The organism is Lacrimispora sp. (genome assembly GCF_046972725.1).
Taxonomy (GTDB): Bacteria; Bacillota; Clostridia; order Lachnospirales; family Lachnospiraceae; genus Lacrimispora.
Window position 1 is genome coordinate 1,036,498 of record NZ_JBKVXF010000001.1, and the last position, 26,484, is coordinate 1,062,981.

Consider the following 26,484-nt stretch of genomic DNA (forward strand, 5'->3'; position numbering starts at 1 on the left):
TATATCACGGGTTAATATTTTGTTCAATTTAATTTCTTCTTTTCCACTTTTTAATTTTTATGATATACTTATTTTGACATCGTTAGCAAGGAGGAAATTTATGGAACTATATCTAATTGTAGCGGCTATTATCTGCATCCTTTGCATCTTAGCCAGTAACCTATCTTACCGAATCGGCGTTCCGTCACTGCTACTTTTCATTCTTTTAGGCATGATGTTTGGAACGGATGGTATTTTCCGGATTAATTTTTCTGATTACGCTCTTTCTGAGACCATCTGCTCCATTGCTTTGGTTTTTATCATGTTCTACGGCGGATTCTGCACCAATTGGCACGAAGCCAGGCCAGTGGCAGCCAAGTCTATTATCTTATCCAGCGCAGGCGTTATTCTTACTGCAGTTATCACCGGTTTATTTTGTTATTACGTTTTAAAAACATCTTTGCTTGAAGGCTTTCTCATCGGCTCCATTCTAAGTTCCACGGATGCCGCAAGCGTTTTTTCCATATTGAGAGTCAAAAAATTAAATCTGGTGAATGGTATGGCTTCTGTTCTTGAAGTGGAAAGCGGAAGCAATGATCCTGTCTCTTATATGCTCACCATCATTGTTCTCGGAATTATGAGCGGAAAGGCTTCAGCGGCTTCCATAGGCATTATTTTTAGCAAAGAGGTGCTGTTTGGCCTTCTTTTTGGTGCAGTGACCGGATGTGCCGGATATTTTATTTTCCGAATCGATCATTTCAGATCCAGAGAGATGCTTCCCATTCTTGGCATGTCCATGGCTCTGTTGACCTACGGACTTTCCAATTCCATAGGCGGAAATGGATTTTTGAGTGTTTACATAGCAGGAATCATCATTGGAAACAGTAAAATTCATTATAAAGCGGAGATGGTTCACTTTTTTGACGGAATCACAGGTGTGATGCAGATCGTACTGTTTTTCCTTCTGGGACTGCTCTGTTTTCCTTCCAGAATCATTCCGGTCCTCTTACCCGCCGCAGGCATCTGGACTTTTATGCTGTTTATCGCAAGGCCGATCGTTGTTGCACTCATTCTTACTCCTTTTAAAGTTCCTTTCCGGGAACAGCTTTTAGTTTCATGGGCCGGCCTGCGGGGAGCCGTATCCATTGTTTTTGCCATACTGGCCGTGTTAAGTCCCAATGCACTTGAACTTGATATCTTCCACATTGTATTTTGTGTCTGTCTGCTTTCCGTATCCATTCAGGGATCTTTACTGCCCTGGATGGCAAAGAAACTGAATGTGATCGGGCCTACGGACGATATCTTCAGGACCTTTAATGATTACAGTGCAGACCCTGCTGTCCATCTGACAGAAATCAGGCTGCCAAAGGGCCATCCATGGATCGACCATACCTTAAAAGATATTATTATTCCTGACGGGATGATGGCTGTTATGATTTTGAGAGACGGAAAAACAGTGATTCCCAGAGGAGATACCATGATACTGGCAGATGATACGATTATCTTAAACAGTACGGCCTATACAGATAGCAGTATGAAACTCAGAGAGGTTCAGATCGGCCCCTACCATCCATGGGTCAATCAGAAAATCAGCGATCTGACACTGCCCAAGGATACCCTGATCTTTCTCATTCAACGATCTGGAAACTCTCTCATCCCCGACGGTCAGACCTGTGTAAAGGATGGGGACCGTCTGATTCTGAATGCATAAAACAAGGCTTTTATTGTACATGAATTCATTGGTTTTACTGAGCAAAAATAGTCGAGAATTATTCTTTCCGTCATTGTATGATAGGTAATGTAAGGAGGTGCAAAATGGAAGAACGATCGGAGGAACAAATGGAAGCGGTCCAGAGAATGCAGGACTATATTGAAGCCCATCTTTCAGAAAGGCTTACACTTGCAGACTTATCAAGGGCATCTTTATTCTCACCGTGGTATTCTTACCGGCTGTTTTTGCAATGGACGGAAATGACGCCTGCTGATTATATCAGACGGCTGCGGCTTTCAAAATCCGCACTGCGGTTACGGGATAACTGCTGCAAAGTGATTGATGTTGCACTGGACCTGGGTTTTGGAAGTACAGACGGCTATCAACGTGCATTTTTTCGTGAATTTAAATGCAATCCCCGCAAGTATGCCAAAAATCCCATTCCTGTCTATCTTTTCACCCCTTATGGAGTTAAATATCGAACCCCAGGAAAGGAGAAAACAATGGAAAAAGTAAAACATGTATTCATTCAGACAATCGAAAAACCAGAAAGAAAAGTCATTTTGAAAAGAGGGGTGAAGGCAGCCGGCTATTTTGCTTACTGTGAAGAAGTCGGATGTGAGGTATGGGGGCTGCTTACCAGCATAAAATCCATCAGCGGCGAACCCGTCTGTCTGTGGCTTCCGCCAGCTTATATTTTGCCTGGAACCTCTGAATACGTTCAGGGTGTGGAAGTTTCTGCCGACTATGACGGCCCACTTCCTGAGGGATTTGACATCATAAAACTTCCCGCCGCAAAATATCTGATGTTCAAAGGAGAACCGTTTGAGGAGGAAGACTATTGCCAGGCCATTGAAGAATTGCAGGCTGCCATCAAAAAATATGACCCCAGTATAATCGGCGCACAATGGGATAAAACAAATCCCCGCATTCAGCTGGAGCCTACAGGTGAAAGAGGATATATAGAACTTCATCCGATTAAATAATTATACTGCCCGTAAAAAAGAAAAAAAACGAACCTCCGTGCCGGTCAATGCCAGGTACGGAGGTTCGTTTATAGAAAGAATTATTCTGCAGCCGATTCCGTTAAAAACTTTCTTCTCAGCTGCTGTTTTTTGTCCATAGACAGGCCAATGCGTTCAGTCAGGTATGTATCTACAGTTCCACAGCACTTTTCCATGGCTGAAAATGCATGAAGGATATAATCTTCTGAGACTGTTAAAAGTACCCGAACACAATCCCCAAGGATAGGATCTCCGGTCTTTTCTTTTACAAGCAAAGAAATCTTTTCTGCACCTTCCATGACATAATCATTGGTTACTGCAAAATCATTTACAATGGTGTCACGGTCTACCAAAAGCGCCGAAAGAAGCAGTGCGGTCCCAATGCCGACCCGGTCCTTACCGGCACTACAATGCCATAGCACGGCTCTGTCATCTGCTTCAAGCAGAAGATCAAAAAATCGTCCGTACTGTCTGGCTGCGCAGTCACTGAGCACAAGGTCCTCATAGAGCTTATTTATGTATTGCTCCGGTTTCCCTTTAAGAGTTACTGCATGGCCCATGATTCCTGCATAAATCTCTTCCGCCTTTTCCCTGTCCTGCTTTTCTCCCTCTTCAAATGTGATTCCCACCGTCTTTTCATCAAGTATGGGATTGAAGATATTCCTGATTCCAGGAATCTCAGGATCAGGCTTCTGTCTGCGTTCCGTCTCCGTACGGAAATCGATCACAGTTCCCAGACCGTATTGCTCTGCCAGTATTTGAATATCCCTTTTTGTGGCACCAAATAAGGTTCCGCTGCGGATCAGCCTGTTCGGAAGAATGCGTCGGCCGTCTATCGTTCTTAATCCTCCCAGATCCCTGGTGTTGGGAAGATTCTCTAAGGCAATACGCCCGGTGCTGTTTCTTGTCGCTTTCATCTTCATGTCAACCTCCTAATGCAATTACACAGCCAGTAACTTTCACCAGTATACCATACGAATTCCTTAAGAGAAAGAAAATATGTCTATTCCCGGCATGGAAAGATAATTTCTGATAATTGTTTTTATATACCACAATGGTGTGAGACGGTCCGCCCCAGCCATCAAAGAAACCGGATAGGCTTTTAGAACCTCCCCATTTAACCGGTATACTACCGATCCAACGGTCTGGCCTTTTTTTACCGGAGCGTCCAGTTCCTTTGGTATCTCCATGTCCACCGTTACTTTTTCATCATCTGCAAGAAGAACCTTTAAGCTTCGTTCTTCCGATTCTCCGATATCACAGGGTACCAGCACCGGATCTTCCAGCCTGCCGGAAGGAGGAATTCCATTTCTTATTAAAATATCTCCAAACTTCGTTTCCTGGTATACATCTCTATAATGGTAGCGGTCCAGTCCATATTGAAACAATTTTCTTGCATCTGACCACTTATAAGTTTTATGAGGAGGCCAGCCGCAGCCAAGCAAGGCAATGGTGTAAACCCTTCCGTCATTTCTTAACGCACCCACATAAGAATATCCGGCCCCTCCGGTAAATCCTGTTTTCCCCGAAAATGCGCCGTTCATAGAAGTCAGCAAGGCATTGTGGTTGGTGCACCCAAAGGAACGTTTGCCTTCCAGATCCTGAAAGGAATAATTTTGTGTTCCTGTTATTTCCAGAAATTCATCCTTCTTTGGGGACTGACCGATGCAGTAATTCATAATTCTGGCAAGATCTGCTGCTGTGGTGGAATGTTCCTTCACCTGTCCATCTTTTTCTTCCTTGGCATCCAGTCCGTTTGGCGTAATAAAGTATGTATTGCTGCAGCCCAAATCTCTGGCTTTCTGATTCATCAGCTCTGCAAAGCCCTCCATGCTTCCTCCCACATGCTCGGCAATCATCATAGCGGCATCATTATGGGATTCCAGCATCAGGCTGTAGAGCAGATCCTTTAATAAAAATGTTTCCCCTTTATAGACCCCCAGATGAACTTTCGGCTGAGATGCTGCCTTTTGACTGGCTGTTACCGTATCGGAAAGGTTTCCATGCTCCAGCGCTATGATACAGGTCATAATCTTTGTAGTACTGGCCATAGGACGTGCCAGATCCTCATTTTTTCCATATAAAATGCGGCCGGTCGAGGCATCCATTAAAACCGCTGACTGAGCATAAAGATTCAATTCATCTTTTGTCTGTACCGGTTGGTTTTTATCTTTCTTTTCTTCTTCTACAGTTACTTCTCCATTGACAGTCTCTCTTTCTGCCAGCCTAAATGCCCAGGTCCCAGCCTGTAAAAAAAGAGCAAAGGCAATTACCGCCAGAAACACTCCTATGACATGCCTCATGAAAGAGCCTCCCGCTTGACTTTATTTTATCCTATTCCGCAGTTTTTTTAATTATTCCCTTTACAATTCGAACGTATTTTCGGTATAATAAAAAAGAAAGGAGGAGATCATGGAACCGCAACGACTGATTTTTCATATTGATGTGAACTCTGCATTCTTAAGCTGGGAATCCGTGGACCGACTGGAGAAGGATCCGGAGGCCCTGGATCTAAGAACCATTCCCTCAGCAGTCGGAGGAGATGCCGCCTCAAGACACGGAATTGTCTTAGCCAAATCCACGCCTGCCAAAAAATACGGCATCACCACCGGCGAACCCATCGTCACTGCTTTACAAAAATGCCCGGAGCTAACCGTTGTGCCAGCCCATTTTCAAATATATACGGAAAAGTCCCGGCAGCTGATGGAGGTCTTATCCAATTACACACCTGATATTGAAAAGTTCAGTATTGACGAAGCTTTTCTTGATATGACCTCCACCATCCATCTGTTCGGCCCTCCCTTAGCTGTGGCAAACCAGATTCGGGAAAGGGTCTTAAAAGAGCTTGGTTTTACGGTAAATGTGGGCCTTGCGCCTAATAAGCTTCTGGCAAAGATGGCTTCTGATTTTAAAAAGCCCAACCTCTGCCACACTTTATTTGCCGACGAAATTGCAGAAAAGATGTGGCCTCTTCCCATCGGAGAACTGTTTTTTGTAGGCCACTCCGCGAAAAATAAACTGGAAAGTATCGGCATCCACACCATCGGGGAATTAGCCGCCTGCAACGTGAATTATCTAAAACATCTGCTTGGGGAAAAGTATGCCATACTCATCCACGACTATGCCTGCGGCATCGACAACTCTCCGGTAGGCGAACGGGAACCGCTGTACAAGGGTTACGGGAACAGCACCACCCTGTCCCGCGACATCGATGATTATGATACTGCCTGTCAGGTCCTGCTTTCCCTGTGCGAAACCGTAGGAGCAAGACTCCGCCATGACCATGTTCTGTGCGACTGTGTATGCGTAGAAATCAAAGACTGGGATTTTCACACCCAGTCTCATCAGACGACCTTAAATAATCCTACGGATTCCACCGCCATGATTTATGATAATGCCTGCAAGCTCCTGAAAGACTTCTGGGACCGTACGCCCCTGCGGCTCATCGGGGTCCGGGCCACAAAAATAATTGAAGAAGGGTATGATCAGTTAAGCCTGTTTGAATCCGAACAGGTACGGAAGATGAAAGAGATGGAAAAGGCAGTGGACCATATACGGAATAAATTCGGAACGGATAGTGTGATGCGGGCAAGTTTTTTGAAGGGAGACACGATTGTGGATCATGTAACCGGGAAGGGAAAGCATTTGTAAGATTTCTTCTCCCTTACCACTGTCCCCCGATGGACTTAAATCCCTCCCCATAAACCTCATTGGAATCCGTTATAATCAAAAACGCATCCTGGTCCACCTTATGGATGGCTCGCTTGATTGGTACCACCTGGCTGTTGTTGCATGCGCACATGACGATTTTCTTTTCATCCAGAGAATAGGAACCCTGTCCTTTTAAGAAGGTACAGCCTCTCCCGGTTGCTTCCTCGATGTGAAGGGCCACTTCTCTTTCATGGGAGGTTACGACAAAGACCAGTTTCCCTGCCCCCAGTCCGTACATGATTTTGTCAATTACCATGGTTGTTACGATGGAGGAGATCATTCCCAGAATAACTGCATCCACGTTACGGAAGACCAGACCACCTGCCATAATGACAATGAAATCAATGACCAGAGATATCTGGCCGATGGTGAAATGGGGGAAGATCTTGCGGATTGCCATGACCAGAAAGTCCGTTCCTCCGGTAGAGCAGTTTCTTAAATAGACAATCGTTAAGCCTAAACCGGAGAATATTCCCGTACAGGCAGATGCATACAGAGGATTTCCATGATAGACGGGAAGCATGGGAACCACATAATCAAGCACCAGGGCAAAAATCACCATACTTTTCATGGAGCGAAGCAAAAACCGTCTGCCCAGAAGCCGGTAGCTGACCAATATGATAGGAAGATTTAAGACGATGGACACAATTCCCATGGGCAGACCGAAAAGATAGCGCAAAATCAGCGCAACACCTGATATGCCTACAGGTGCAAACTCTGCATTTACCGCAAAGTTGTAGATTCCTATATTGAACAAAAATGCTCCCGCCAGATCACATAACAGATCCATTCCCAATTCTTTCAGCGGGTATTCCTGCCTGATTCCTTTCATAAGTATGGGCCTCCATTTCCACTTCCTGATTGTTCCATCATAGAAAATAATCTTCAATTACAAATTCTTTTTTGCCGATCTTTAAGGTCTTTATGAGAACGGTTTCTTCCCCCTCTTCTACGGAACAGATTCCTGTCACTTCAACCGGTGTCTTTCCATAGGATTCCTTTAAACGCACTTCTTTATCCATAATTCCCTGATCGGCCAGAGCTTCTGCCATATCCAATAAAATTTCTTCTACATCTTCCTCTATTCCATTCTTTTCAAATTCTTTTTCTAATAAATCATAAATATCCTGATTGAGCATGACCCATATCCTCCTTAATTTTCTACAAGCTAATTATAACCTTTCGTTTTTTCTTGTCAATCCCATGGTGCCATGATAGAATCGCTTTATGAAAATGATCATGACTTACCACATAACACAAGAACAAAAAGATATGACCGTGGAACGGTATCTTTTAGATCAGGGTTATTCCAGGGGGCTAATCCGGCATTTAAGAAATACGGAAAACGGACTGACCATTGACGGAAAGCTGGTTTATACCACTCACCGGCTGGAGTGCGGAGAGACTCTTACCGCTCTTTTAAAAGACGAAGAAAGTTCAAGGCATATTGTTCCTACTCCTATGCCGCTTCACATCGTATATGAGGATGAACATCTGTTAGTAATAAATAAAGACGCTGGTGTTCCCATTCATCCCTCACAGGGGAATTTTGAGCATACGCTGGCCAATGGTGTGGCCCATTATTTTAAGGAAAAGGGGGAAAGTTTTGTTTACCGGGCCATCAACCGGCTGGACCGGGATACGACTGGACTTTTGATCCTGGCAAAAAATCCATTAAGCGCATGCCTCCTTTCCGATATGGTAAAACGTCGGGATATCCACCGAAGATATCTTGCCATTGTCTGCGGAAAGCTGCCGGAGAGCGGGATTATTGACAAGCCCATCAAGAGAGTGGAGGGGTCCACCATTGAACGGTGCGCGGACCAAACCGGGGAGGCGGCCCGTACCCACTATAAACGGCTTTATTATGACCCTGTTACAGGGCACTCTCTTACAGGACTCCGTCTGGAAACCGGACGTACCCATCAGATCCGGGTTCATTTAAAATCCATCGGATTTCCACTGCCTGGAGATTTTCTTTATCATCCGGACTACCGGTACATCAAAAGACAGGCGCTCCACTCTTTCCGTCTTGATTTTTATCACCCCATAAAAAGGGTGCCTCTTTCCTTTGAGGCACCGCTTCCAAAAGATATGCAGTTTATCGGAGTCACATCCACCGAAGGCCTTTGGGATAGTGATTTTTAAAGATACCTCCAGACAGCTTGGCAAAGCCGATGGAAAAGCCGTCTGTGTTCATTAATACCCAGCCTTTTTTAGAAAGCCGGGAACGGAGAGGGGCTTTTTCAGAAAGTGTCTCTCCTTTTAGATATTTAACAATTTCCATTCCGTCAGCCGGAAAATCAGCCCATTGCTTTACTTCTTCCTTTTTCAGAAAAAGAGCCAGAGCATGGGAAGGTTCCAGCCGGTTCTTTTTTATGGTACCTATGTGAAGGCCCGGACGGACGATCTTCAGCCCCTTAAAATCAACCATTTCCGGAGGAATCAGGTAAAGCTGATCCCCAAAAAGAATGTACTCCTTCTGCTGCAGAAAGGATTCCGGCTGAATCAAAAGTTCTTTTAAAAAGCCTTCTGCCTCCTTTCTTACAGCAGGCTCCGTACAGTAGGAAGGATACGTCCGTTTTAAGCGGCCGGTTTTGGTTCCTTCTTTTTTCAATACTGCAAGATAATGCCCTTCTCCGTCTGACCGGTGAGGCCATATCCGAAAGGTCCTGCTCAAATCACTGCGCCCGGTTTTGCTCCATTCCGGACGGCCTTTAAATAACCCCTGGCGCTCTCCCATATCCATAATGGAAAAATCCGGATTGGCAAGCAGGAATGCTTCTATGACCTGCTCATTCTCTTCCGGGGAAAAGGTACAGGTAGAGTAGACCATAGTTCCGCCGGGCTTTAACATAGCCGCTGCATTTGACAGAATCTGTTCCTGCCTTCTGGCACAGATATCCACGTGTTCCAAAGACCACTGCAGCCTTGCAGACTCATCCTTTCGGAACATACCTTCCCCGGAGCAGGGCGCATCCACCACGATCCGGTCAAAGAATAAGGGAAAACGTGCCGATAGACGGCCGGAATCTTCATTGGTCACCACCGCATTGCCGATTCCAAAGCGCTCCACATTCTGAGAAAGGATCTTAGCTCTGGCAGGATGAATCTCATTGCTTACAAGAAACCCCTTTCCCTTCATCTTCCCTGCGATGTGGGTGGTTTTTCCTCCCGGAGCCGCACACAAGTCAAGGATTATCTCTCCAGGCCTGGGGTCCAGCAGTTCCACAACTGCCATGGCACTTGGCTCCTGAATATAATAAAGACCTGCTTCATGGTAAGGGTGTTTCCCCGGACGCTCTCCTGCGTTATAGTAATACCCTTCTTTCACCCATGGAATTCTCTGAAGGTCAAAGGGACATATGTGATTAAATTCTTCCTCCGAAACCTTAAGCGGATTTCGTCTAAGTCCCTGAACCCTTTCCTTTTCATAGCTGTCTATGAATGAATCATATTCATCTCCTAAAAGACGTTTCATTTTTTCCCTGAATGCATCTGGTATTTGAATCATCGTTAATCCTCTGAATTTTATATTTTTTATGAAATATCAAAATTTGCTGTTATTTTTCCAAGATATTGACAGAATAGTAAGAGATGAACTTTGGGAGGTGCTGCATGCTCTTAATAACCATTACCGCTTACGTTATCATCCCCCTTTATACCATTCTTTTTGCCTGGGGGACCGACTGGTTTTCATTAAATTTTTCCGTACTGGGGAACATCTCCAGCCGTAAAAACCTATTTCTCATATGGGGGATTATTGTAGGAACTTACTTTTATTATGTTCTGAAACAAATTATATCCAGACTTCCCCGGAATGAAAAAGAAAAGGCAATCAGCAACTCTGCCCTTTTATTTCTTGCCTTGGGAGTATTGACACCTTATCTTCCAAATTCCCAGCCGTTTCGCTCGGTTCTGCACGTGGTATTATCCTTCATGGCATCGGTTTCTCTTCTTATCTGCCTGTCCATGATTATCTGGAAACTGTACTGCATGAATCACATTGCCTATCGTCTTTACCTGCTGGGTCTTGCTGGTATTACAGTTTTATCTTCATTGCTTTTAATATTAACAGGCATTGTGAGTACCGCACTGGAAATATTTTTTATCCTGTCCTGTGCCATGCTGCTTCAAAAGCTTTACTGTAAATTGTATTCCCCAAACTTTATTCCCGCCGCAAAAGACTCTGTATAATCCAAAACCGGGACCGGCCCTTAAAAGGACCTGCCCCGGCTCTCATCTGCTTATTCCTCGTCTTCGCCTACCAGCTCATCATATTCTGCTTCGTCCAGTAATTGATCAAAGGCATCTGCAACGATCTCATATTCATCATCATTTTCGATATTCTCAAGATCCGGTTGTCCGTCTTCTTTCTCAGAATAACGATACAGATAAACTTCTCCTTCTTCTGCCTCAGGGCCATCCATTGGAAGCAGGGCAATATAGTCCCTTTCGCCTGCCGTGAAAATGGTAAGTACTACACACTCCAGTTCTGATCCGTCATCAAGGGTCAGTGTAACTGTCATCTCCTCCTGGGGTTCCATCTCATCGCGCTCTAAATTAGGATCCTGTGCCATCCTGATACCTCTCTTTTTAAATTAATCTAGTTCTCATGGCGTACTTTGTATGCCTGCATCCACTCTATCAAACAATTCGTCAAAAATCAAGGGATTTCGCACTCAATATTCAATTCCCTGCCTTGCAGCAATTCCCCGGTCATACGGATGCTTGATTTTTTTAATTTCTGATACGTAATCAGCCAGTTCTATCAGTTTATCCGAAGGATTCCTTCCTGTGAGAACAACTTCCAATCCCTCCGGACGGCTGGTCAGAAAATCAAGGACAACCGGTTCTTCGACTAATCCATAATTGCATACCGCCATAATTTCATCCATTACAAGAAGATCATACGCTCCCTCAACCGCTCTTTGTAAAGTAGTTTGAAGCAGTTGTGAATAATAGACTTTTGCTTCTTTTTTTTGCTGTTCCGACATCCTTGTAAAAAAGCCGAAACTTCGTTCACAGGGAGTAACCGTAATGCCAGGCAATGCCTGTAATGCCTTCACCTCTCCCGAATGATCGGTTTTTAAAAAACGGGTAATAAGGACTTTCTTTCCGCAGCCGCAGGCACGTACGGACAAGCCGACGGCTGCGGTGGTCTTTCCCTTTCCATCTCCGCAGTATATGTGTACGCAGGACTTCATAATCATTTCTCCCTTCCTTTAATCCCGATCCAGATACTCCCGGACAAAACGGGAAACTTCCTGTTTTTTACTGTACCGTTCACGGACATAATTGACATGCAGGCGTTCTTTTGCCCTTGTCATGGCTACATAAAACATACGCCGTTCTTCCTCCACATCGGCAGGCAGAACTGCCTTATGATGGGGGGTTATTCCCTCATTGGCATCTAAAATATACACGATCCTGTATTCAAGGCCCTTGGAACTGTGCATCGTCATAAGGGCAACTCCGTCCATATTGCGTTCTTTTGCCTGTACCTGGGCTTTCAGTTCCTCCCCATACTCCTTCATATGACAAAACCACTGGTCAAAGTCAGGATAATTTGCCCCACTTTCCTGTAACTGATCCAGAATCTCCAGCAGTTCCTCCGGCTTCATCCTGCGGTACTGGGCATATTCCCGGATGTAATCATCGTATCCCACCGCTTTTCTGATATAATTTACGGCGGCAACCGGCGCCATATTCCTAATCATCTTAAGATCATACTCCAGCTGCTCGATTCTTTCCACCATAAACCCCTTATCCTGATAAAAGGACTTTACAGACTCCCAGCTGACCGTACTTCCATCAAGGGCATCCCGGCTTACATACCGGTTTGGGCGGTTTAAGAACTGGAACACATTTCCCCTACTTAAATCTCCCATGGCTCCTTTGATATATGCGGTAATATTTTTACAGATCCAGTGGTCATATAAATTGGGGACGGAATCCTTCATGCAAAACGGAATATTATACTCCATCAGTTTTTCAATCAGCATTCTGGGGCCAAGATTGGTCCGGTAGAGGACTGCCATCTCTTTCCAGTCATACCCCCCTTTCCGGTAATCCATGATTTCCTGCACGATTTCCATGGTCTCTTCTTTGGGATCCTGCCACATTCTGGTGATGACCGGTTTTCCTGTTCCTTTGATGGTTTTAATAGTTTTAGGAAACCGCATCTCATTGTGAACAATCAGCCTTCCTGCTGTCTCTACGATCTCCCTGGTGCTTCTGAAATTAATATCTAACAGGACCTTCTTTGCATCCGTATAATCCTTCTCAAAGCCCAGCATAATCTCAGGTCTGGCTCCCCGGAACCGGTAGATGGACTGGTCGTCATCTCCTACAATGAACAAATTATTTTCCGGTGCCGCCAACATCCGCACGATTTCATACTGCACCCGGTTAATATCCTGAAATTCATCGATGAGAATATACTGATATTTTTTCTGCCATGCTTCCAGAATATCCTTTCTTTGAGTGAATAATTCATAACACATGACAAGCATATCATCAAAATCTATCAATCCCGCTCTCCGAAGCCGTCCTTCATAACCGGAATAAAGCTGTTTAAATATTTCTTCGGAACAGTTTTTGGAATAATAATGATCGAGCCCGATCATCTCCCCCTTTACAGCGCTGATCTCAGAAAGGACCGAGCTTACAAAGTCTGCTTCATCCTCCACTTCTATTTTACACTGATCCATCTCTTCCTTCAAATACTGGATCCTCTGCTCTTCTCTTACAATGCTTCTGGCATCGTAGCGGTAGGCAAATTTTAAAATACGGAAAAATATGGCATGGAAAGTCCCAAAACTGACGGGAGACGCGTTTCCATCCATCAGTGTTTCAAAACGGTCCTTCATCTCAGCCGCCGCCGCTTTTGTAAATGTAATGACCAGAATATTGGAAGGATTTACCCCATGATGCTCGATCAGATGACGAATGCGGTGAGTGATTGTAAATGTTTTTCCTGATCCCGGTCCTGCAAGAACCAGCATCGGGCCCTGATGGTGAAGAATTGCTTCCTTCTGGGCTCCTTCATATGTAAATTCCTTCATTCATTCCTCCATTGTAAAGAAAGAAAAGCAGGGACCCGGTCACTGCCGGAGCCTCTGCTTTTCTTTCTTTATCTCTTTTATAAAGTCCCATTGCTTAAAAGCCTGATTCCTTCTCTGATTCGCTTTAAGGATTCTTCTTTTCCCAGGACTTCCATGATCTCTGTTGCACCGGCAGGAGTCATCTGTTTACCGGATACTGCCGTACGGATCGGCCACATCACATATCCAGTCTTATACTCTTTTTCTGCCACATACCTGGAAAGGGCACCATACAGCGCATCATTGCTGTAATCTTCCTGAGCTTCCAGAATCGGAAGTACATCCTGCAATAAAGAAAGAGCGGTTTCGCTGTTTGTCTTCATCTTTTTATTGGTATACATGGAAATATCATATTCAGGCAAAGCCTCAAAAAAATCAATGTGGTCTGCAATATCCGGAAAAACCTCGATCCTTGTCTTTACCATGGCTGCAATTTTCTTTAAATCCAGATCCTTTTTGATCACTGCCTTTAAGTAAGGCTCTGCCAGCTTATAGAACTTATCAAAATCCATGGATTTCATATATTCGCTGTTCATCCATCGAAGCTTCGCCATATCAAAAACAGCCGGAGACTTGCTGATGTTATGGTAATCAAATTCCCTTATAAGATCCTCAAGAGAGAAAATCTCCTGATTGCTCTCCGGAGACCAGCCAAGCAAAGCCACATAATTAACAACTGCTTCGGAAATAAAGCCCTGCTCAATCAAATCCTCATAGGAGGCATGTCCGCTTCTCTTGCTTAACTTCTTATGCTCCTCATTGGTGATCAGGGGGCAATGGACGTACACAGGTACTTCCCAGCCAAACGCTTCGTAAAGGCGGTTATATTTGGGAGAAGAGGATAAATACTCATTGCCTCTTACCACATGAGTAATCCCCATCAGGTGATCATCCACAACGTTTGCAAAATTGTAGGTAGGATATCCGTCGGATTTCATCAATACCATATCATCCAGTTCCGAGTTATCTACAGAAATATCGCCGTAAATCTCATCATGGAATGTGGTCGTTCCTTCGGTCGGATTGTTCTGGCGGATAACATAAGGCATTCCTGATGCCAGATTTGCTTCTATTTCTTCCTTTGAAAGATGGAGGCAGTGTTTATCATAGGTCATGATCTCCTGTCCATCTACGACTTTTTTTAATGTATCCAGCCGGTCCTGACCGCAGAAGCAGTAATATGCTTCTCCTTTTTCGATCAGCTTTTTCGCATAATCCAAATAGATACCGGAGGCCTGACGCTCACTCTGGACATATGGTCCCACACCGCCATCCTTATCAGGACCTTCGTCATGGATTAAACCTGTCTCTTCCAGGGTTCTGTAAATAATCTCGACAGCGCCTTCCACGAAACGTTCCTGATCCGTATCTTCAATGCGGAGAAGAAAATCACCGCCTTCATGTTTTGCAATCAGGTACGCGTACATTGCGGTCCTTAAATTTCCCACGTGCATGCGGCCAGTAGGACTCGGTGCGTATCTTGTTCTTATTTTACTCATTGTGAACACACTCCTATATCTTCTTTCTTATGATGGGCTGATGAAAAGAATCAGCCATGCGGCTGAATCCGGAAGCCGCATAGCCCATTATATACCGAACCACTAAAAAAAACAATGATTTGGAAAAATTATCTTACGATTACATGCCGGGTCCAACGAACTGGGGGGCATCTTCAATATCTCCCGGACTAAAGCCAGGCTCTGCATCCACTCCCGTATCATCTTCTCCCGGAAATACCGGAGCCGTGGTTTCCGCAGGCTTTGTTATTCCGGGACCGATCTCCTGAGGCTTGGTAGAATCCTCTTTCTTTGGAAGGGAAGAAACGTAGCTGATGGCCTCATCGAGCTGAGGCTTCAAGCTGTCATAATAGGGAGTACCGGTTAGCTGGGCAAGCAGTGACTGGGCGGTGTTTACCTTTTCTTCCGCTGTGCTGTCCTGGTATTCCAGACCTTTCATCTCTCCAATAAGAGACTGGAGAGCTGCTGCTGCCTGTTCCAATGCCTGCTGGGCGGCCAGGGAATTCTCCAGGTTTTTCTGGGACTGGGACTCCAGCTTTTTCCTTTCCTCCTCTTCCTTCCATTTGGTGGCATCCGCTTTTGCCGCAGCTTCTGCTATCGAGGAGAACAAATCTTTGGTTCCTGTTTCCTTGGCAGTCTTTTCCCCCCTGGAATCCACATTGGAGACATAGACCGTAGACGGCATATCCCAGTCTAAGGCCGGAAGGTCTTTATTGATTCCTGCCATAAAATCATGCCAGATCCTTCCGGAATAGGTCTTTCCATATACGCCGGGCATTGCTTTCGGCGTATCATAACCTACCCAGATGGCGGTTGTATAATATCTGGTATATCCGCAGAACCAGGTATCCTTATTGCTGTTGGTCGTACCGGTCTTACCTGCGGCAGGAACGGTAAGGCCAAGGCCGTAGCCTGTTCCGTAAGGCTTATCAAGGGTTCCTTTTAATACATCGGTAATCATATAAGCCGTATCTTCGGTAAAGATTCTCTCATCAGCCGGACTCTCGTTATATATCTCTCCATCATACTGGCTTTTAATACTGGTAATACAGGATCTGCTGCTGTATAACCCCTTATTTGCCAAAACCGAATACCCCTTTGCCATATCGATCACGCGGGCCCCTTCTGTGAAGCCTCCGATGCTCATACTGATATTTCCATTGTCCATGTAGCTTAAGCCGGTAAAGTGCATTTTCCCCAGATATCCGATTCCTTTATCCACACCGATATCTGCAAGCACCTGCCAGGCGACGGTATTTAAGCTTCGGTTTAATGCCTCTCTGACGGAGACAGGACCATAATATTTTCCACCACTGTTTTTGGGGCCTTTATCAAACAAATGGTCATTTACCAGTCTGGAGGGATAATAAAATCCTGTCTCAAAGGCCGGTGCATAATCAATCAGAGGCTTAATGGTGGAACCAGGCTGCCGTTTGCTTAAAAATCCTCGGTTATACTCATCGTCAGTTCCACGGCCTCCTACAATGGCGACCACATAACCGGTCCGGTTATCGATGCAGACAGCCGCTCCCTGCAAGGCAAATTTTCCATTTTCCTGAACCTCTTTGAACTTTTTCAAACGCTCATCAATGGTGCTCTGCAGGGCATTCTGTATGTTCGTATCAAGGCTCGTATGTATTTCAAATCCGCCGCTTCTTATCAAATCGCTTTTAGACTGGTAAGCCTCCTGATACTGCTCTTTGTAGCTATCATACGCAGCCTTATTGTTAAACACATATTTAAACACAAAACCATCGTTCTTCATCAGCTCTAACGTGGCAGCATGAATGGCATAACTGGTCTGATAGTTTTCTTTGGTCCCAGGCTCATAAATTTTTGCAACGGTCAAGGGCTGTGCCTTTGCATAATCTCTTTCTTCTTCCGTAATCAGCTTGTTGGCAGCCATATTGTTAATGATCTGATCCCGCTTTTTCTGAGATGTCTCCGGATGGGCCACAGGATCATACCTGGAAGGATTGTTGCTGATACCTGCCAGAGTCGCCGCTTCCCATATGGTTAGATCCTTAGCTTCTTTGTCAAAATAATACCGGCTGGCTTCCGATACGCCGTAACAGCGATTGGCGTAAAAGTTGGTGTTACAGTAAAATTCAAGTATTTCTGACTTTGAATACTTCTTCTCCATCTGGGGAGCCGCAAAAAACTCGGTCAGTTTTCTCTGAAAGGTCCGTTCCTGGGTTAAATAGGTATTCTTAATTACCTGCTGGGTAATCGTACTGCCTCCCTGAGTTATGGTGCCTTTATTCTTTACATACACCAGCCCTGCCCGAAGAAGACCAAGATAATCAATCCCATGATGTTTATAAAATCTCTTGTCTTCCTGAGCTACATAAGCTTTCTGAAGATTTTCACTGATTTCTGAGATGGGAACATACTCATAATGGCCGGAATTGATGGTTCCGATCAGAGTTCCGGAAGAATCATAGATTCTTGTGTCCGTTGGCTGTGAAAAGTCTGTCTTGCTTGTCTTACTCATAATGGAATCGGCCTTTTCTTTACAGGCCAGGATTTCATCCTGATATTTTAAAAATACGGCACCGCCGGCCAGGCACCCTAAAACCATAACCGCCAGAAACATAAAAAGAATAATTTTTATGGGCTTAAAAAATACAGACCACATACTTTTCTTCTTTTTTTTTCGTTTCTCCATTTCGATGTGCCTCCTTCTTATAATTTGTATATGACAAAAACGGGAAGTCTCTTATCTAAGACTTCCCGTTTGTTTTCAGAGCTGATGACGGGAATCGGACCCGTGACCTCCTCACTACCAATGAGGTGCGCTACCATCTGTGCCACATCAGCTTATGAATGGTTCCTCGCTTGAACCTCGTATATCATAGCATGGGAAAATCTGTTTGTCAACATTATTTTCAATTATTTACTAAAATGTACACAATTGCAAAAACTTCAAACTCTGCATGGGAAAAGCATTCCTTTACAAAATACCCTTAAAGCTTTCATTCAGAGTATTGCAGGAACTGTTAAACCGTTCCATCTCTTCTTCCGTCAAAGATAAAGGCAGAACACGCTGAATTCCGTTCTTATTTATAATGCAGGGAACACCGGCATATACACCGGTCTGTCCATACTCTCCCTTTAGCATGGCCGAAACAGTAAAGACGCTGTTCTCATCTCCGAATATAGCTCTTGTTATTCTGGTAAGAGACATACCGATTCCATAATAAGTAGCCTGCTTGGCTTCTATAATCTTGTACGCCGCAGTACGCACCTCTTCTTCGATTCGCTTTAATTCCTGACGGCTTACCATATCTTCCTCCCCGCCGGTTCCGCAAAGTGACAGAATTGGCTTTGTTGCAATCATCGCCTGACTCCAGGGAACAAACTCGCTGTCCCCATGTTCTCCAATCACGTAGGCATGAACATTTCTCGGATCCACCCGTAAGGATTCTCCAAGAAGATAACGAAGCCTTGCAGTGTCCAAAGTGGTACCGCTTCCAATCACCCGTTTTGGATTAAAACCGGATATTTCGTAGGTAATTCTTGTCATAATATCCACCGGATTGGTTGCCACAAGGAACAATCCATTAAATCCTGACTCTGTTACGGGCTGAATAATGGAACGGAATACGGACGCATTGCGTTTTAACAGATCAAGCCTTGTTTCTCCAGGCTTTTGAGCCACACCGGCACAGATCACAACAATATCCGCATCGGTACAGTCTTTGTACTCCCCGGCATATATCTTCATGTGGGATCCGGAGAAAGCCAATCCGTGATTTAAATCCATGGCCTCCCCCTCTGCTCTTTTCCGGTTAATATCAATCAGAACAAGTTCATCACAAACGCCCTGATTCAACATGGAATACGCATAGCTCATTCCCACCATACCTGTGCCCACCAATGCGACTTTTCTTTTATCTGTTCTCATCATCAATCACGCTCCTGTTATTGTTATAGTTATTTTATCATGCATCATGGAAACTATACACTTCTATATTCCCCGGTCGATTTTTTTTGCCATCAATTCACTGTTACTGCTGTATATTACAGCGCTTTCCCTGGTGATCTTTCCTTCCTTGTACAGATGCAAAAGGCTTGAGTCCATGGAAACCATACCTTCTGCCTGCCCGGTAGCTATGACAGAATCGATCTGATGGGTCTTTGATTCACGAATCATATTCCGTATGGCATTGTTGAAAAACATGATTTCAAAGGCCGGTTCCACGTTCCCATCGACTGTGGGAATCAATTGCTGGGAGACCACTGCCTGAACCACCATGGAAAGCTGCATCCGGATCTGCTGCTGCTGATTCGGAGGAAACGTATCGATGATCCGGTCAATGGTATTGGCCGCCCCTACCGTGTGAAGGGTGGAAATCACCAGATGACCGGTTTCCGCAGCCGTCATGGCGATGCGGATGGTCTCGTAATCTCTCATCTCTCCCACCAGGATTACATCGGGAGCCTGTCTTAAAGCCGCCCGCAGTCCAGTTACATAACTGTCCGTATCCGTAGTGATCTCCCTTTGGGTTACCACGCTCTGTTTATGACGGTGAAGGTACTCCAGGGGATCCTCTAAGGTAATTACATGAGCATTCCTGGTATTGTTTATCTTATCAATGATACAGGCAAGGGTAGTTGTCTTTCCGCTTCCCGCAGGACCTGTCACCAGAACAAACCCCTTTGTCAATTTTGATATTCCCATAACGGTTTCAGGAATGTTCAGTGCTTTGTAATCCGGCAGATCAAAGGTAACTACCCGTATCACAGCCGCCAGGGAACCTCTCTGGCGGAAAACGCTGGAACGGAATCTGGATATCCCGGAAAGGGCAAAAGAAAAATCATCGTCACCGTGTTCCCTTACCTTATCCATACTTCTTTTTCCCGCCAGTTCATATATTCCTTCAATCAGCTTTTCCATCTGTGCAGGAAACAGCTTTTCTTCATTCTGATTAACAATTCTGCTTCCGATTTTATATGAAAAAGGCATGCCCGGCACCAGAAAGATATCCGATGCATTCTGAGCCACAGCAGCGCTTAATAACTCCTCTACCTTCATTTTCCTGTCTCCTGCCTCTTTGATTCTCCACCCCATACGTCCATGGAATTATCAACCTCATAATCCTCAGACGGAACCACATTCCATTTGGAAATCCGAACTTTTCCATTCTCCCCAAAGTCAGGGACCAGTTCAATGAAAAGGGCCTGGGAACGTTCCATCGGAATCTGGGTGATTACTGTTTTCTCTTCTTTGTGGTAATAATCCCCAAGTTCCTGTGCCAGCAGATCTTCATATTCTGTTTGCCCCCGGCCTTTTTCTTTTACCGATTTTACTTTATTTAAAACCATCTGATAGAAGGCTTCCCCTTCCCCATCCGCCCGGTAATATTCGGTTATGGCAGAGGCGTTACGTACTGCCAGATTGTGTTCACTTTTTGCTGTGCTTAAAGACAGCATTCCAAATGTTACGAGACACATGACAATAAAGATAAGAATGAGGGAAGGACCGCCGATATTGGCTCTGTATTTGTTTTTCTGTTCTGCCATGAATCCACCTCCGTCAGTCCTGCCCATGCCGCTTTACCGTAAGGGTATATAATTCTTTTGTATCTTTTACAACAGTCAGTGCCAGTTCCGTCTCCATAGGAAATTCTGCTTTTACAAGATAAACTGCCTGACCTTCTTCACACGGATTCCCGTTCTTATCAAATCCCAGGTGCAAGGATTTTCCTGCCTTCTGCTTTCCATATGCAGCAAAATCCTTAAGCCCTTCTCTGCCTTCTGCCTTAAAAACCTCTCCTGCACTTTGAGCGAGGAAAACTGCCCGGTTCAAGTCCGAGGCTTCCCTGCTTATAAAATCCGCTTTGGCAAACATCTGAGTGCAGATCCCTGCGCACAGGATAAAGAAGAAAACGACCGCTATCATTTCCATCATAAATACGCCGGAATGGCTTTTTCTATTCATCTTCCGGTCCTCCGCTTCTTAAAGATAACCAGACCGACCCTCCTGCTTCCCCCTCTGTTCTTATATGAAGAAGTCTTCCCTTCATTGTCATGGAGACCGGACTGCAGGAGAGGATTTCATTGCCATCGCCTATGGATAGGCCGCTTTGAACATCGGTAAACAGCTCCCACAATTTACCATCCTGATAGTAAATATCTGTCACATAGACAGCTCCATTGATGGTCTGTTTCAATTCTAAAACTGTGATTCCTGATTCCTCTTTTAAAGAAACGGCTCCCTGTTCATCTCCCTGTCTCACTTTATTGGCAATATAGCTTAAAGCGGTATCTTCCCGGTAGGTATTTTCCGCTCTCGCATTGATATTCTCATAAACTCTTCCTCCTATGAGCACCAGAAAAAGGGCACTTAATATAAATACCAAAAACAGTAAGAGGGTAAAAAGAGTCCCTGCCATACGGCTTCTATCATCTTCTCTCCCGCTCATGTTCCACCTCCCGGTCATTGTTCATGGAGATTGACCGTGATATCCGGCATGAAGTTTGAGGCAAAGCCGTTGTAAAAAACATCATATCGTTCTTTGTCAATCCGTATTCCATAATTTTCTTCCAGATACGCCACACTGGGCGGATATCTTCCTTCTATTGCATAACATTGTACGGATGCTCTCCGAATTGCGTCCCGCAGAGTTTCGGCACCTTTTAAATCCGCCTTCCGGGAAAATAAAAGAGTTCCTGAGAGAAATACTGCAATCATTCCTGCAAATACAGCCAGAGGAATCAGACTGCCGGCCATTTCCTTAAGGGAATTTCCATTCTTCATCGAAGCCTCCTTCTAACCGATGGCAGATAAGACACCCACAAGCGGCAGCATAACGGATAAAAGAATCAGTCCCACTGCCACTGCAAGAACGGCAACTACGGTTGGTTCAAACCGGCTGACCATATGCTCCATGGCCACATCTACTTCTTCTTCATAATTTTCAGAGATTTTTTCCATTACACTGTCCAGCCGCCCGCTCTTTGTGCCTACACGTATCATCTGTACATAGAAGCCCTTGAACATTCCGGTGTTCTTCATCGCCGTATAATAATCAGCTCCTGCTTCAAGCTCGGCAGAGCAATGTCTGATTTTTTCTTCCACAGACTTATTTTCAACCAGGCTGCCGGCAAGTTCCATTCCCTTTTCCATATCCAGCCCGCTTTTTAAAGTAAGCGCCATAACTGCAGTAAAACGGCGCTTGGCTACTGCAAGTGCGATCTTATTCTTTCTTTTGATCCACTGCATCAATGATTCTGCTGCCCCAACCTTTTTTCCGCTTTTTCCAATGCTCCATACCACAAAAACCACAGCTGCAAGAACCCCGCCCAGAATCAGTGCTGCTCCGCTGAAAATACTTCCCATCTTAGTTGCAGCAAGAGAAACCGGCGACATCTCTGTCCCCAGCTGTTCATAGACCCGCTCAAATACGGGCATTACTTTCGTAAACAAAACAAAAAGCACCACCAAAAGCATGGTAATCATAATCAAAGGATACGTAACTGCATTTTTTAAATTTTTAAAAAATATATGCTCTTTCCCGTAATAATCGGCCAGAGCTTCCATGATCCGGTCTAAGTTGCCGGTTTCCTCTCCAAGCCTTGCCATTCGGACCACATAAGGAGGATAAACTCCCGCATGTTCCAGCACTGCTGAAAACGGACTGCCAAGCTCCGCTTCTTCTGCCATCTGCATCAGGATCTTTTTTTCTTCCTCCCATACCGCATCTTCCGCCATAACAGACAATCCCTCGTCAAGAGGGATCGCCGCATGGAGAAGAATTGATATCTGAAGGCAGAAAGCGGAAATTTCCTTTGAGGAATATATTTTTTTCGCATCCTTTGCCATATGTCATTTCTCCTATTCCTGTCTCGTTTCTTTAGTAAGTATATTTTGCTTTATAATTGGAGCTGTTGGTAATATAGTCTCTGATTGCCGGATCGTTGCCTCCTGATGAGGCAAAAGTCGGGTCCATAAGCTTCCAGTTATACCCATCAAAATAAATGATGTTATCCACCCAGCCCTGGCCTTCAATATAAACATTGACCCAGGCATGGTATAGACTTCCTGTATAGCCTACCACAAGCTTTGTAGGGATGTTCTGTGATCTCAGCATGGCAGTCATCACTGCCGCATAGTCAAAACAGATTCCTTTTTTCCTTTCCAGCACCTGATCCACATTGGGCAGGTAACCGGACTGAACCGAATTGGCAAGGGCCGTATCATAAGTAAAATTCCTTACTACATAATTATAAACATTATTCACGACAGTAAGAGAATCTTCTGCCTGGGCCGCAAGTTCCCCGCCTTTTTGGACTACCGCACTGCCAGAAGAAAAGTTCACATATTGGTTAGGATAAAGAAACGGTTCAAACTCATTGACCAGATTTACCTGAATCTGATTGCTTGATTTTATCGCATACTGATTTCCCTGTACCTGTTCCAGAACCCGGACCGTATAAGTTCCGTTTCCCTCGGTCAGGGGAAATACTTCATAAGCGGATCTTGCATTTAAGTCATACGTATAAGTCTCACCGCCATTTTTTATTACCTGCACCTTTATCTTGGAAGCACTTCCTGTATACTGCACCATCACATAGCCGTGGCTTGCATTTGATGCATCAAGGGTAGCAGAATTGCTGCGAAAGGTTACGGTCCCTGAGGCCTGGGGCATTTTCACACTGCCGCCTGCCGGTTTGGAATAAAGAGGAACTGCTTCGTCCTTTATGCTTACTACGGTTTTCCACTCAATGCTTTCCTTTGTAGCTTCTGCTGCAGCAATAGTTCCTTCCGGCCTGCAGCCGATGACGGTTAATAAAAAAACCACACAGGCTGCTGCCAAAGCCGCACCATACCTTTTCATACTTATCATCTCCTCGTGCGTTATACCAAACGCTGTCTCACAATCTCATAAGCCAGTACTCCCGCTGCTACCGAAGCATTGAGGGAATCAATATTCCCTTTCATCGGAATGGAAGCAACCATATCACAGCTTTCTTTTACAAGTCTTCCCACGCCGCTTCCTTCACTTCCGATGACAAGGCCGATGGGTCCTTTTAGATTCAGACGGTACATGGTCTCTCCCTCCATATCGGCACAGACAAACCACATACCTTTTGCCTTCAGCTCCTCCATGGTGGCAGTTAAATTGGTTACCTTGGCAACCGGTGTATAGTTAAGGGCGCCTGCAGAGGTCTTTGCAACCGTAGCAGTCAGGCCCACCGCCCGGCGCTTTGGAATGATCACCCCATGGGCTCCGGCTAAATTGGCAGTACGGATAATGGCTCCCAGGTTATGGGGATCTTCTATTCCGTCAAGCAGAAACAAAAACGGCGGTTCCCCTTTTTCCTCTGCTGCCTTTAACATATCTTCCACTTCTGCATATTCATAGGCCGCCGCATGAGCGATAACCCCCTGATGATGGCCTTCCTCTGACATCTGGTCTAACCGCTCCCGCTCTACGAAGTTAATGATGGTATCCTTCTTTTTCGCTTCCCGGACAATGGACTGAATGGGGCCATCCTGGACTCCCTTTTGTACATACAGCTTATCGATTGTCTTTCCGGAACGAAACGCCTCCAATACTGCGTTCCTTCCTTCTATGGTAAATTCCTCTATCATTCCAGTTCTCCTATTCTTTCAAGTCCTTTGCCCACAACGGCTATGAGCCTTTCCAATTCACCGTTTAAATAAAGGTAGCCGCAAAGCGCTTCAAATCCAGTGGCCGTCCGATAATCTGCCACGGTGGCATGTTTGGCCGTTGTTACGGATTTCGCATTGCGCCCCCGCTTGTAAACAGCAATCTCTTCCGGCGTTAAATCTTCCTCTTCCAAAAGCCGGCGTATGATGTCCGCCTGGGTTCCTGCATTGACAAGTTTGGCACTTTTCTTATGCATATTGTTGACCTGGGTACTTCCATGGTTCATCACCTTTGTGCGTATGATCAGTTCATAAACGGCATCTCCGATATAAGCCAGCGCCAGGGGGGAGTAGCTTTTTATATCCACAGCTTTTAAATGCAGGGTTTCTTTCATTAAATCAGAGAACCCAGACAAAGATATTACATTCTCTTCCATTTTACACCTTCCCTGGTGTCCTCCAGAACAATGCCCTTATCCAGTAACTTTCCCCGGATTTCATCTGCCAGGCCAAAATTCTTATCTTTTCTGGCCTGCTGCCTTGCTTCGATCATGGCCTCGATCTCACCATCAAGAATCTCTTCCTTCTTTTCCGTAATGATGCCAAGAACATTGCAAAGCTTTTCAATGGTTTCTTTCAAATAAATCACATATTCAGCAGAACTGCTTTCATCCGTTGTGGAATTGCTTAATTTTACCAGTTCAAAAATTGCAGAAATTGCATCTGCTGTATTGAAATCATCGTCCATGGCAGCCTCATATTTGGCAACCAGTTCTTCTACAGGCTTTTTATCCTCACCATCACGAAGATTCCTGGTCTTGGCTCTGGCCTGAAGGTCCTTCAGCTTATCCACGGCTGTTATAATCCGGTCCAGACCGCTCTTGGAAGATTCCATCAAATCAGCGCTGAAATTAAGGGGGCTTCTGTAATGGGCGCTGAGCATGAAGAAACGCAGAATCCTTAAATCGTATTTCTCTCCGATCTCTCTGACCGTAAAGAAATTCCCAAGCGATTTGGACATCTTTTTATTATCTACGTTCAAAAATGCATTGTGCATCCAGTATTTTGCAAATTCTTTTCCATTGGCCGCTTCACTCTGAGCGATTTCATTCTCATGATGGGGGAAAATCAAATCCTCCCCTCCTGCATGGATATCGATCTGGTCTCCAAGATACTTCTTTGACATAACGGAACATTCAATATGCCATCCCGGTCTGCCTTCACACCATGGAGACTCCCAGTAAGGCTCTCCTTCTTTTTTTGGCTTCCATAAAACAAAATCCGAAGGGGCTTCTTTGCCGTCTTCCCCTGTCACCTTGATTTCCCGAAAACCGGACTGCAAGTCTTCCAGATTCTTGTGAGACAGCTTGCCGTAGCCTTCAAAAGCCTTGGTGCGGAAATATACAGTCCCGTCCTTTGCCTCATAGGCGTGGCCGGAATCTATAAGCTCCTTTATCATATCCAGCATTCCGCAGATTTCTTCCGTTGCCAGAGGATTCTTTGTGGCAGGCTTTATATTCAGGGCATTCATATCCTTTTTGCATTCCTCAATGTAACGCTTGGATATGACATCTGCATCTACTCCTTCTTCAATTGCTTTTTTTATGATCTTATCATCTACATCGGTAAAATTAGAGACAAAGTTAACCTCATAACCTTTATATTCAAAATATCTTCTTACGGTGTCAAATACGATCATAGGTCTTGCATTGCCAATGTGTATATAATTGTAAACCGTAGGACCACAGACATACATCTTGACCTTCTTTGGCTCTAACGGTACAAATTCTTCCTTCTGTCTTGATAATGTATTAAATATCTTCACAATATTTTCCTC

26 protein-coding genes and 1 tRNA gene are annotated in these 26,484 nt (G+C 44.8%); 5 read left to right on the forward strand and 22 right to left on the reverse strand.

Annotated features, from left to right (window positions below):
* The first annotated feature begins 100 nt into the window (after positions 1-100).
* Entirely contained in the window at positions 101-1,690 is a 1,590-nt protein-coding gene (locus ACLTWA_RS05060; protein WP_412326480.1) for a potassium/proton antiporter, read from the forward strand.
* A gap of 104 nt (positions 1,691-1,794) precedes the next feature.
* Positions 1,795-2,676 carry a helix-turn-helix domain-containing protein gene (locus ACLTWA_RS05065; protein WP_412326481.1) on the forward strand — a complete coding sequence of 294 codons (882 nt, stop codon included), beginning with the start codon at positions 1,795-1,797 and terminating at the stop codon, positions 2,674-2,676.
* A gap of 80 nt (positions 2,677-2,756) precedes the next feature.
* Here the strand turns inward: ACLTWA_RS05065 and ACLTWA_RS05070 are convergent, their stop codons facing one another.
* Both ACLTWA_RS05070 and ACLTWA_RS05075 read right to left on the reverse strand, forming a co-directional pair.
* Positions 2,757-3,617: a tyrosine-protein phosphatase gene (locus ACLTWA_RS05070; protein WP_412326482.1), complete on the reverse strand. Its 861-nt coding sequence runs from the start codon at positions 3,615-3,617 to the stop codon at positions 2,757-2,759.
* A 60-nt stretch (positions 3,618-3,677) separates the two neighbouring features.
* Positions 3,678-4,997 (reverse strand): D-alanyl-D-alanine carboxypeptidase family protein, encoded by a 1,320-nt coding sequence (locus tag ACLTWA_RS05075; protein WP_412326483.1) that lies wholly within the window; start codon positions 4,995-4,997, stop codon positions 3,678-3,680.
* 109 nt (positions 4,998-5,106) lie between these two features.
* On the opposite strand from ACLTWA_RS05075, the gene ACLTWA_RS05080 reads away from it, so the two are divergent.
* Positions 5,107-6,345, forward strand: a complete 1,239-nt coding sequence (locus ACLTWA_RS05080) for a DNA polymerase thumb domain-containing protein (protein ID WP_412326485.1) — start codon at positions 5,107-5,109, stop codon at positions 6,343-6,345.
* A 13-nt stretch (positions 6,346-6,358) separates the two neighbouring features.
* Here the strand turns inward: ACLTWA_RS05080 and ACLTWA_RS05085 are convergent, their stop codons facing one another.
* Positions 6,359-7,237 carry a YitT family protein gene (locus ACLTWA_RS05085; RefSeq protein WP_412326487.1) on the reverse strand — a complete coding sequence of 293 codons (879 nt, stop codon included), beginning with the start codon at positions 7,235-7,237 and terminating at the stop codon, positions 6,359-6,361.
* A gap of 37 nt (positions 7,238-7,274) precedes the next feature.
* Positions 7,275-7,544 (reverse strand): U-box domain-containing protein 56, encoded by a 270-nt coding sequence (locus ACLTWA_RS05090; RefSeq protein WP_412326488.1) that lies wholly within the window; start codon positions 7,542-7,544, stop codon positions 7,275-7,277.
* Positions 7,545-7,632: 88 nt separating this feature from the next.
* Between ACLTWA_RS05090 and ACLTWA_RS05095 the strand changes: the two genes are divergently transcribed.
* The gene (locus ACLTWA_RS05095; RefSeq protein ID WP_412326489.1) at positions 7,633-8,553 is read left to right on the forward strand and encodes an RluA family pseudouridine synthase; all 921 of its coding nucleotides are present in this window, start codon (positions 7,633-7,635) and stop codon (positions 8,551-8,553) included.
* Here ACLTWA_RS05095 and ACLTWA_RS05100 read toward each other — a convergent pair.
* A complete protein-coding gene (locus ACLTWA_RS05100) occupies positions 8,516-9,919 on the reverse strand; it encodes an RsmB/NOP family class I SAM-dependent RNA methyltransferase (RefSeq protein ID WP_412326490.1) in 1,404 nt (467 codons plus the stop codon). The genes ACLTWA_RS05095 and ACLTWA_RS05100 overlap by 38 nt on opposite strands.
* A 104-nt stretch (positions 9,920-10,023) precedes the next feature.
* Between ACLTWA_RS05100 and ACLTWA_RS05105 the strand changes: the two genes are divergently transcribed.
* The gene (locus ACLTWA_RS05105) at positions 10,024-10,602 is read left to right on the forward strand and encodes a hypothetical protein (RefSeq protein ID WP_412326491.1); all 579 of its coding nucleotides are present in this window, start codon (positions 10,024-10,026) and stop codon (positions 10,600-10,602) included.
* Between the two features lie 50 nt (positions 10,603-10,652).
* On the opposite strand, the gene ACLTWA_RS05110 is transcribed toward ACLTWA_RS05105, so the two are convergent.
* The 17 genes from ACLTWA_RS05110 to cysS form a co-directional block, all read right to left on the reverse strand.
* Complete coding sequence (locus tag ACLTWA_RS05110; protein ID WP_412326492.1) at positions 10,653-10,985, reverse strand: DUF1292 domain-containing protein; 333 nt, start codon at positions 10,983-10,985, stop codon at positions 10,653-10,655.
* Positions 10,986-11,087: 102 nt separating this feature from the next.
* Positions 11,088-11,612, reverse strand: coding sequence for a cob(I)yrinic acid a,c-diamide adenosyltransferase (locus tag ACLTWA_RS05115; RefSeq protein WP_412326493.1), 525 nt, complete (start codon positions 11,610-11,612; stop codon positions 11,088-11,090).
* A gap of 18 nt (positions 11,613-11,630) precedes the next feature.
* Complete coding sequence (locus ACLTWA_RS05120; RefSeq protein ID WP_412326494.1) at positions 11,631-13,472, reverse strand: ATP-dependent helicase; 1,842 nt, start codon at positions 13,470-13,472, stop codon at positions 11,631-11,633.
* A 77-nt stretch (positions 13,473-13,549) separates the two neighbouring features.
* Complete coding sequence (gene gltX, locus ACLTWA_RS05125) at positions 13,550-15,010, reverse strand: glutamate--tRNA ligase (RefSeq protein ID WP_412326495.1); 1,461 nt, start codon at positions 15,008-15,010, stop codon at positions 13,550-13,552.
* A gap of 139 nt (positions 15,011-15,149) precedes the next feature.
* Positions 15,150-17,696 carry a transglycosylase domain-containing protein gene (locus ACLTWA_RS05130; protein WP_412326496.1) on the reverse strand — a complete coding sequence of 849 codons (2,547 nt, stop codon included), beginning with the start codon at positions 17,694-17,696 and terminating at the stop codon, positions 15,150-15,152.
* Between the two features lie 79 nt (positions 17,697-17,775).
* A tRNA-Thr gene (locus ACLTWA_RS05135) sits at positions 17,776-17,848 on the reverse strand.
* A gap of 133 nt (positions 17,849-17,981) precedes the next feature.
* The gene (locus ACLTWA_RS05140) at positions 17,982-18,935 is read right to left on the reverse strand and encodes an L-lactate dehydrogenase (protein WP_412327184.1); all 954 of its coding nucleotides are present in this window, start codon (positions 18,933-18,935) and stop codon (positions 17,982-17,984) included.
* Between the two features lie 63 nt (positions 18,936-18,998).
* Positions 18,999-20,066 carry a type IV pilus twitching motility protein PilT gene (locus tag ACLTWA_RS05145; RefSeq protein ID WP_412326497.1) on the reverse strand — a complete coding sequence of 356 codons (1,068 nt, stop codon included), beginning with the start codon at positions 20,064-20,066 and terminating at the stop codon, positions 18,999-19,001.
* Positions 20,063-20,554: a short-chain dehydrogenase gene (locus ACLTWA_RS05150; RefSeq protein WP_412326498.1), complete on the reverse strand. Its 492-nt coding sequence runs from the start codon at positions 20,552-20,554 to the stop codon at positions 20,063-20,065. The genes ACLTWA_RS05145 and ACLTWA_RS05150 overlap by 4 nt, the downstream gene beginning before the upstream one ends.
* A 13-nt stretch (positions 20,555-20,567) precedes the next feature.
* Positions 20,568-20,972: a hypothetical protein gene (locus ACLTWA_RS05155; RefSeq protein ID WP_412326499.1), complete on the reverse strand. Its 405-nt coding sequence runs from the start codon at positions 20,970-20,972 to the stop codon at positions 20,568-20,570.
* Positions 20,965-21,456: a DUF4860 domain-containing protein gene (locus tag ACLTWA_RS05160; protein ID WP_412326500.1), complete on the reverse strand. Its 492-nt coding sequence runs from the start codon at positions 21,454-21,456 to the stop codon at positions 20,965-20,967. Before ACLTWA_RS05160 ends, ACLTWA_RS05155 begins: the two co-directional genes overlap by 8 nt.
* A 14-nt stretch (positions 21,457-21,470) precedes the next feature.
* Complete coding sequence (locus ACLTWA_RS05165; RefSeq protein ID WP_412326501.1) at positions 21,471-21,791, reverse strand: hypothetical protein; 321 nt, start codon at positions 21,789-21,791, stop codon at positions 21,471-21,473.
* 12 nt (positions 21,792-21,803) lie between these two features.
* Positions 21,804-22,856, reverse strand: a complete 1,053-nt coding sequence (locus ACLTWA_RS05170) for a type II secretion system F family protein (RefSeq protein WP_412326502.1) — start codon at positions 22,854-22,856, stop codon at positions 21,804-21,806.
* Positions 22,857-22,887: 31 nt separating this feature from the next.
* Positions 22,888-23,871 carry a transglutaminase-like domain-containing protein gene (locus ACLTWA_RS05175; RefSeq protein ID WP_412326503.1) on the reverse strand — a complete coding sequence of 328 codons (984 nt, stop codon included), beginning with the start codon at positions 23,869-23,871 and terminating at the stop codon, positions 22,888-22,890.
* Between the two features lie 20 nt (positions 23,872-23,891).
* Entirely contained in the window at positions 23,892-24,629 is a 738-nt protein-coding gene (rlmB, locus tag ACLTWA_RS05180) for a 23S rRNA (guanosine(2251)-2'-O)-methyltransferase RlmB (RefSeq protein ID WP_412326504.1), read from the reverse strand.
* Positions 24,626-25,084, reverse strand: coding sequence for a Mini-ribonuclease 3 (locus tag ACLTWA_RS05185; protein ID WP_412326505.1), 459 nt, complete (start codon positions 25,082-25,084; stop codon positions 24,626-24,628). Before ACLTWA_RS05185 ends, rlmB begins: the two co-directional genes overlap by 4 nt.
* Complete coding sequence (gene cysS, locus ACLTWA_RS05190; RefSeq protein WP_412326506.1) at positions 25,069-26,472, reverse strand: cysteine--tRNA ligase; 1,404 nt, start codon at positions 26,470-26,472, stop codon at positions 25,069-25,071. The genes ACLTWA_RS05185 and cysS overlap by 16 nt, the downstream gene beginning before the upstream one ends.
* Between the last annotated feature and the right edge of the window lie 12 nt (positions 26,473-26,484).